The 7,771-nt window shown below is 62.0% G+C and carries 5 protein-coding genes; 4 read left to right on the top strand and 1 reads right to left on the bottom strand.

The window, feature by feature from the left end; translation table 11 throughout:
* Nucleotides 1–75: 75 nt before the first annotated feature.
* A complete protein-coding gene (locus FNU79_RS09140) occupies nt 76–339 on the bottom strand; it encodes an acyl-CoA-binding protein (RefSeq protein ID WP_143720540.1) in 264 nt (87 codons plus the stop codon).
* A 154-nt stretch (nt 340–493) separates the two neighbouring features.
* Here FNU79_RS09140 and FNU79_RS09135 point away from each other — a divergent pair, with 154 nt between their 5' ends.
* The 4 genes from FNU79_RS09135 (at nt 494) to FNU79_RS09120 (ending at nt 7,682) form a co-directional block, all read left to right on the top strand.
* Nucleotides 494–1,963: a hypothetical protein gene (locus tag FNU79_RS09135; protein WP_143720539.1), complete on the top strand. Its 1,470-nt coding sequence runs from the start codon at nt 494–496 to the stop codon at nt 1,961–1,963.
* A gap of 237 nt (nt 1,964–2,200) precedes the next feature.
* Nucleotides 2,201–4,258, top strand: a complete 2,058-nt coding sequence (metG, locus tag FNU79_RS09130; protein WP_143720538.1) for a methionine--tRNA ligase — start codon at nt 2,201–2,203, stop codon at nt 4,256–4,258.
* A gap of 170 nt (nt 4,259–4,428) precedes the next feature.
* On the top strand, nt 4,429–5,598 hold the full coding sequence (locus FNU79_RS09125; protein ID WP_143720537.1) for an MFS transporter: 1,170 nt from the start codon (nt 4,429–4,431) through the stop codon (nt 5,596–5,598).
* 401 nt (nt 5,599–5,999) lie between these two features.
* Nucleotides 6,000–7,682: an adenine deaminase gene (locus FNU79_RS09120; RefSeq protein ID WP_143720536.1), complete on the top strand. Its 1,683-nt coding sequence runs from the start codon at nt 6,000–6,002 to the stop codon at nt 7,680–7,682.
* The last annotated feature ends 89 nt before the right edge of the window (nt 7,683–7,771 follow it).

Here is a 7,771-nt window from a genome sequence, read left to right as displayed (position 1 = left end):
GGGGGGGGGTGGGGAAGGCCAACGCGAAGGCAGAAAGCTAAGGCGTGAAGATTCTCTTCCAACTCAGCCGAACCCTCAGTCCCCCTTGAGTTTTTCCACCAGCGCCACATACTCGGCTTGCGCGTCTGCCTGCGACTTGCCTTTCAGCGCTGCCCAAGCGTCGTATTTGGCCGCCCCGACGAAATCAAAACCGCCGGGCCGCTCGGCCGTCACGTCGCCCTCACTGCCCTGCTTATAAAGCGAGTAGAGCCTGAGCAGCGTCGCGTTGTCCGGCTTGCTGGGTAGAGACTGAGACTCGGCGCGGGCTTGCCCAAACGCGGACTGATCTGAAGTGGTCATACAAAATTATACCAAGTGCAAACATATTGTAGAAGTGTACTCATCTGAGTAATTTACACATCTTGAGTGTATTACTCATAAGCCGTCGTCTACAATTGAGGGCAGATCTACAAAATCAGCACAAATAAGTCGGCAGAGCGGGTCAGGAGGATGTATGGTTCAAGTGGCGCTGGATTCGTTCTGGTCGTTGTTTTCTGGTTGGCACAGTCTGTTTTGGTTGGTGCTGCTGGTGGCCCTTTTCGGGGCGCTGACACTGCTGACCTTGCGGCTGCGCGACCGCCCGAATTATCTGCTGTCCACCACTTGGCTGCGCGAGGTGGGTACGCCGGTGGGCGCGTGGGCCGCCGCCCTGCTGCTATTGGCGTTCACTTTCGCGGCGCTGGACGTGCTGGGCAGTTTGGTGGTCAGCCGCGTCAGCGTGGGCCAAAATGCGCGGGCCGGCAATGGCGCAGACCTCGACGCCGCGCCGACCACCCAAGACTCTCCCACCATTACTTACCTGACCCAGAGCACCTACACCCGCACGCTGATCGTGCCGCCGAGCCTGCTCAAACGGGTCGGCGAGCAGGGCGTTGGCGCACTCGCGCCTTACCTGACCGACCCGACCAGCGAGAACGTCATCAAGTTGGTGGACAAGTTTCGCCGCAGCGGGCAGGACGTAATTTTTACTCGTCAGGCTACACTCACCACCGAGTCACCGATCAAGCTCGACACCTCGCGGGTCAAGGTCAATCTGGATTTCGTGACGCCAGCACGTGGAGCCAAGCGCACCTACTACAACGCCACTTTCGCTGCCGAATATGCCTTCACCAACCCGCTTGACCGTCCCGTGTTCGCCCGCTTTCAGTTTCCCTTGCCCAACGGCAGTGGTACTTTGTCGGGCTTTAAGGTGCTGGTGGACGGCAAAGAGCTGACCGCCGCCGATTTGAGTAGCGGCAGCCGCTGGCAAGCCCAGATTCAGCCGAAGCAGACCGTCAAAGTGCAAGTCACCTACGCCCACCAAGGCGCACGCGGCTGGAGTTACCTGCTGGCCAGCCGCCGCGAGCCGATCAAGGATTTCGAGCTGAGCGTCAAGACCAATGAGGCCGCCAAGTTTGCCCGCTACAGCTTGCCGCCCACCCAAACCGCCCGCAGCCTCGGCGGCAGCACTTTGACCTGGAATCTCAAGGACGTGATCACGGCTCAGGACGTGTCGATGACCTTCAGCAGCGCCAGTTTGCGCGAAACCCTGAGCAAGCTCTACAGCTTCGCGCCTCTGGCCTTGCTGCTGGCCGTACTCTTCGGAGCGCTGTGGGCGTGGCTGCGCGGACTGCGAACCACTCCGGCGCAGGTGGCGCTCGCCTCGCTGGCGGTGCTGGTCGGCCTGACTTTCGGCGGCGTGCTGATGAGCTACCTGCCGATGGTCTGGGCGGGACTGCTCGGCAGCGTGGTGGCAACTATGCTGGCGCTACGGGCGATCGGGACTGCCTTCTGGCCCCCGGTGCTGATTGCCACCGCTCTGCCGCTGGCCTTTTTGTTGGTGGGCAACGCCGGACTGGTGATTATTTTGGCCGGTGTGCTGGCGCTGGGCGCTCTGATCTGGGGACGGACGGGCCGCTTGGCGCTCGCTAAGCCAATCCGCTGATTTGCCGCCTGCTTCGTTGCGCTAAATTGGGAGCATGACCCGCCGCCGCGACGTACAATTGATGCGAATGCCCCCGCGCTAGCTGCCGAAGGGGCAGTGCGAGCGGGGCTTTTTCCGAGAAGGTTGGAAAAGGCCCCGCTTTTTATTTTCGTCTACAAGCTATTGTGTTGAAGTTGCGCCCCGACTGTGTATTCAAGACTGTACCCTCAAGTCGGCGGCGATTAAGGAGCCTTTCCCATGTCCGACACCCCTAAAGACCCCAGCGCCAAACAGCCCTTCTACATCACCACCGCTATTGACTACGCCAACGGAGCGCCGCACATTGGCCACGTCTACGAAAAAATCCTGACCGACGCGATTGCCCGCTATCACCGCCTCGCCGGCTATGACGTGTATTTCGTGACCGGAACCGACGAACACGGCGAAAAGATCAGCAAGGCCGCCGCCAAAGCCGGACGCACCCCGCAGAGCTTTGTGGACGACCTCGCTCAGCGGGCCTTCAAGGGCCTGTGGGACCGGCTCAATATCAGCTACGACGACTTTATCCGCACCACCGAGTCGCGGCACAAGAAGTATGTGCAGGGCGTCTTGCAGCGGGTCTATGAAGCGGGCGACATTTACTTCGCCGAATATGAGGGCCTGTACTCGGTGGGGGCCGAGCGCTACGTGACCGACAAGGAACTGGTGCCGGGGCCGGACGGCGTCAAGCGTTTCCCCGGTGATAAGGACCCACCGGAACTGCGCCGCGAGGCCAATTACTTCTTCAATATGGAGAAGTATCAGGCGTGGCTGCTCGAACATATCCAGACCCACCCCGAGTTCATTCAGCCGGTGGGCTACCGCAATGAAGTGATTGAAATGTTGCGTGAACCGATCGGGCCACTCAGCATCTCCAGACCCAAGAGCCGGGTGCCGTGGGGCATCGAGCTGCCTTGGGACGCCGATCACGTCACTTACGTCTGGTTCGATGCGCTGCTCAACTACCTTTCCGCGCCGAGCAGCAAGGGGCACCCCGAATGGTTTGACTACGCCTGGCACGTGGTGGGCAAGGATATTCTCAAGCCGCACGCGATTTTCTGGCCCACCATGCTCAGGGCGGCGGGCGTGGCCCCTTACCAAAAATTAGTCGTCCACGCGCACATTCTGGCTGAGGACGGACGCAAGATGGGCAAGTCGTTGGGCAACGCCATCGATCCGGTGGAGCTGATCGAAACCTACGGGGTGGACGCGGTGCGCTACACCTTGCTGCGCGAGGCGACCCTCAGCGCCGACAGCCCTTATGGCGCGGGCATTTTGATCAACCGTCAGAACGCCGACCTCGCCAACGACTTGGGCAATTTGCTCTCGCGCACCGTCAGCATGATTCAGAAATACCGGGACGGCATCTTGCCTGCGTCTGGGCCGCTGGGCGTGCGCGAAGAAGGCATCCGGACGGCGGCGCTGGCCTTGCCGGACCGGATCATGGTGCTGGTGCGCGATCTCAAGGTCAATATGGCGCTGGAAGCCGCCATGGAATTCGTGCGCGACCTCAACCGCTACATCGCTGAGAGTGCGCCCTGGGCGCTGGCCAAAAACCCTGACGACGCGGCCAAACTCGATACCGTGCTGTACACCGCCGCCGAGGGACTGCGGGTGGCGAGCGTGGCCCTGGAAGCCGCTATTCCCAGCAAATCCCGCGCTCTGCGGGAGCAACTCGGCCTCGGCGGGCAAAGCTATACCTTGACGCCTGCTTGGGGGTTGATCGCCGGAGGAACGCGGGTGTTGGGCGGGCCGGTGTTGTTTCCGAAGCCGGAACAGCTCAAAGAAGGTGCAGCCGAAGCCGCGCCCACCGCCCAGCCTCAGCCGACTCAAGAGAAGAAAGGCAAAACCATGACCGTACAAGCTCCTGCCCAAGAGACGCCTGCCAAACCCGCCGAGGCTGCGCCCGCGCCCGAACCCCAGACTGAAACAGACAACCTGATCAGTATTGACGACTTCGCCAAAATTGATCTGCGCATCGTGGAAGTCATCGCCGCCGAAGCGGTGGCCAAAGCCGACAAGCTGCTCAAACTGACGGTCAAGATGGGCCATGCCGATGGAACCTCAGAGGAGCGCACGGTGGTCAGCGGGATTCGCCAGTGGTTCGCGCCGGAAGACTTGGTGGGCCGCAAAGTGGTGCTGGTCGCCAACCTCAAGCCCGCCAAGCTGCGCGGCATTCAGTCGCAGGGCATGATCCTGGCAGCCGAGGACGCAGAGGGGAATTTGGATTTGCTGGGCACGGGGCTGGATTTGCCGAGCGGCACGCGGGTGAGATAGGAGCAGGTTTAAATCTCATGAGCAAAAGGGGAGGCAGAAGTGGGCTTCCCTTGCTGTCTCATGACTTGAAGCCGCTAATACATTTGGCTTACTGCCGCCCAACCCTGAGCGTGTTAGCTTAAAGCTGAAAGTTCTTAGACTTGAAAGCAGCGAACATGGGTGAGGTCAGCATGAGTACGGGAACGGTGACGGTACGCACTTTTCAAGGTGGCGCAGCGATTGCGACGGCAGTGACGCTGGGCCACCTCATCAACGACGCTTACGGGGCTATTCTCACCCCGCTGGGGCCAGAGTTGCACACCAAATTTGGGGTGAGCATCGCGGCCATCACGCTGCTTTCCAGCATTTTTTCGCTGACCAGCAGCGTGTTGCAGCCGCTCCTGGGGGTCATCGGCGAGCGGCTCGGCAGCCGCGCCATGGCCGCCTTCGGGCCAGTCTTCACCGGACTGGGCTTGACCCTGATCGGCTTCATGCCCTGGTTCGGGATGTTGGTGCTGCTGGTGGCCGTCGCGGGTTTGGGCAGTGGCTTTTTTCATCCGGCGGGCGCGGCTTACGTGGCGCGTTCGAGTCCGCAGGCCAAACGCGGTTTGTGGGCCAGCTTGTTTAGCGCGGGCGGCACGGCGGGCATGGCGCTCGGCCCGGTGTTTGCCAGCGCGGGCCTGGCGAACCTGCACTGGTTCGGTTTGATTGGGCTGGTGATTGGCGCTGTCAGTTACGCCATTACGCCGGACTATCATCCAACCGCCAAGCGGCTGACCGTCAAAGCCTACCTCGGTATTTTCAGGGGGCCGATGGTGACGCTGTGGGGCATGGCGGTGCTGCGGAGCTTTGCCAGCATCGGTTACAACGCCATGTTGCCTTTTATCTTGGTGGCACGCGGCTACGGCCTGCGCGAGGTGGCCATCACACTGGCGATTTTCGCGGTGGCCTCGGCGGTGGGCGGCATCGTGGGCGGGCGTATTTCCGACCAGATCGGGCGGGTGCCGGTGCTCAAGTCCGCGATTCTGGCGACTTTGCCGCTGTTCGCCATCCTGATTTACTCCAACCCCGGCCAGTGGTGGTTTTACCCCCTGACCTTTTTGGTGGGCGCGGCGGTCAATTCCAGTGTTCCAGTGGGCATCGTCACCGCGCAGGAATACGCGCCGGAGCACGTGGCCGTGGCCAGCAGCATCATGATGGGCTTTTCATGGGGCGTGGCGGGCCTGCTGATCTTTTTGGTGGGCTTCTTGGCCGACGCGACCACGCCGACGACTGCCGCGCTGGTCTCCATACTGCTGCTGCTGCCCAGCGTTTACTTGGCCTACAAGCTGCCGGAGCCTCCCAAGCAGAGTTTTGCTTGATGGCGGCTGGGTAGGGCGCTTAACTTAGTTTTTCTGTAAGTAAGACTTGAAAAAGTTTTGGACGCTGTAACTGAAAAGTAATACTGCGACGCCACTTCAGCTCACCTCCTCCCCCTTTCTACGAGCTGTACCAGTCAAGCTGGAAGGGCCAAAAGCCTGACCCGAATACCGCTTTCCCACTCGCCCATTATGGGCAGGTCTTTTTCACAGCGCCCACAACTTGACCGCCCAACAGTCTGGAGGGTTGGCGCAAGCGGCCTGCCAGAACGCTGGAAGCTCCATGCCGAGCGTAGCGACTAGCTCTCTCGCCCCACTGGGGCGGGGGCTGGGGGGTGGGGCAAAAGCCAACAGCGAAAGCCTCCAAGCCTCCTCATCTCCATTCAACTGCATTACAGTAGGCCATGCCCGACCCCAGCCTGAGTCCCAGCCCCGAAACCACCCTGCGCCAGCGCCTCGTGCGAGTCGCGCTGCGCCAAGAACCTGCCGACCTGGTCATCCGGAACGCCCAGATCGTCAGCGTGACGACCCGCGAACTGCTCAGCGGTGACGTGGCGATAGCAGGCGGTTACGTCGCCGCCATCGGCCCCGATTATCAGGCTCCAGAACTTGTGGACGCGGGCGGAAAATACCTCGCGCCGGGCCTGATTGACGGCCACATTCACATCGAATCGAGTATGTTGACACCTGCCAGCTTTGCCCGCGCCGTGCGGCCATGCGGCACCACCGGAGTCGTGGCCGAGCCGCACGAAATTGTCAACGTGCTGGGCGAAGTGGGCCTGCGCTGGATGCTGGAAGCGGGCGAGAAAAGTGGTCTGAGGATGTGGGGCTCGCAGCCTTCGTGCGTGCCTGCCAGTTCGTTTGAGGAGGGCGGCACACAGCTTGGAGCCGCCGACATCGCACGCGGCCTAGCAGTGCCGGGCGTGCTGGGCCTCGCCGAAATGATGAATTATCCAGGCGTCTTGAGCGCTGACTCCGAGGTCTGGGCCATTCTGCAAGCGGCGCGGGGTGGGCGCATCGACGGCCACGCGGCGGGCCTGTCGGGTGACGCCCTGCAAGCTTACGCGGCGGCGGGCATGCACTCCGACCACGAAGCGACCACCGAGGCCGAGGCACGCGAGCGGGTGCGGGCCGGGCTGTGGTTGATGGTGCGCGAAGGCTCCGCCGCCCGCAATTTGGACGCCCTAATTCCCGTGCTGCGCAGCCAACCCCGCCGCGCCCTGCTGGTCAGCGACGACATCAGCGCCGACTGGCTCCTTGAAAAGGGCCACTTGGACCATCAACTGCGCCGCCTGGTCGCCTCCGGCATTGATCCCCTTTACGCGCTGAGCTTGGCGACTTGCAACGCCGCCGAGTACTGGAATTTGATGGATGTCGGCGTGGTGGCGGCAGGCTTCCGCGCTGATCTGGTACTGTTTGAAGACCTCCAAGACTTTAAGGTGGCCGAGTGCTGGCTGGGCGGGCAGCCGCTCGCCAGTTTGGACGCGCCTGTTACTACTCCTGCGCTGCTGGGCGGCGGCGTTGACGTGGCGGGACTGGCTGAGGCCGATCTCAGCGTGCCTGCTGACTGGCCTGTGATTGGCGTGCGGCCCGACCAAATTGAAACGTATGTCGCCCCTTCCGGCAGCGGCGACACCAAGTTGGTGACGGCTGACCGCTACGGGCGCGGCCTCGTCAGCGCCGCCCTGACCAGCGGCATCGGGCTTCAGCGGGGCGCGGTGGCCCTCAGCGTGCTGCACGACGCGCACCATCTGGTCATCGCCGGAGCTTTGGGGCCAAGTGGTGACGCCAATATAAAAGCGGCGGGACTGGAAGTTCAGCGGCTCGGCGGCGGTGTGGTGGTCGTGGACGGCGGGCAAGTGGTGGCGAGCTTGCCGCTGCCCTACGGCGGCCTGATGAGTAATTTGCCACCCGCCGAAGTCGCCGCCCTCGTTCGCACTATCCAATCAGCTCTGCACCAGCGCGGCTGCCCGCTCCCCGAAGCCCTGACCACCCTCAGCTTTCTGGGCCTCAGCGTCATTCCCGATCTCAAGCTGACGCCGCGCGGCTTGCTGGACGTGCGGGCATGGAAGCTGGTGGAGCGTTAGGGCATTTAGAAGAATGGACGGCTGAGCCAAAAGCACACTCAGCCATCTGTCCAAACACTTCACTACCGTTGGTCGGTCAAAAAGAAGTT

Origin of the sequence: Deinococcus detaillensis (assembly GCF_007280555.1) — a bacterium.
Classification (GTDB): domain Bacteria; phylum Deinococcota; class Deinococci; order Deinococcales; family Deinococcaceae; genus Deinococcus; species Deinococcus detaillensis.
Note: the sequence above shows the minus strand (reverse complement) of the source record. Positions and strands in the feature narration are given on the sequence as shown.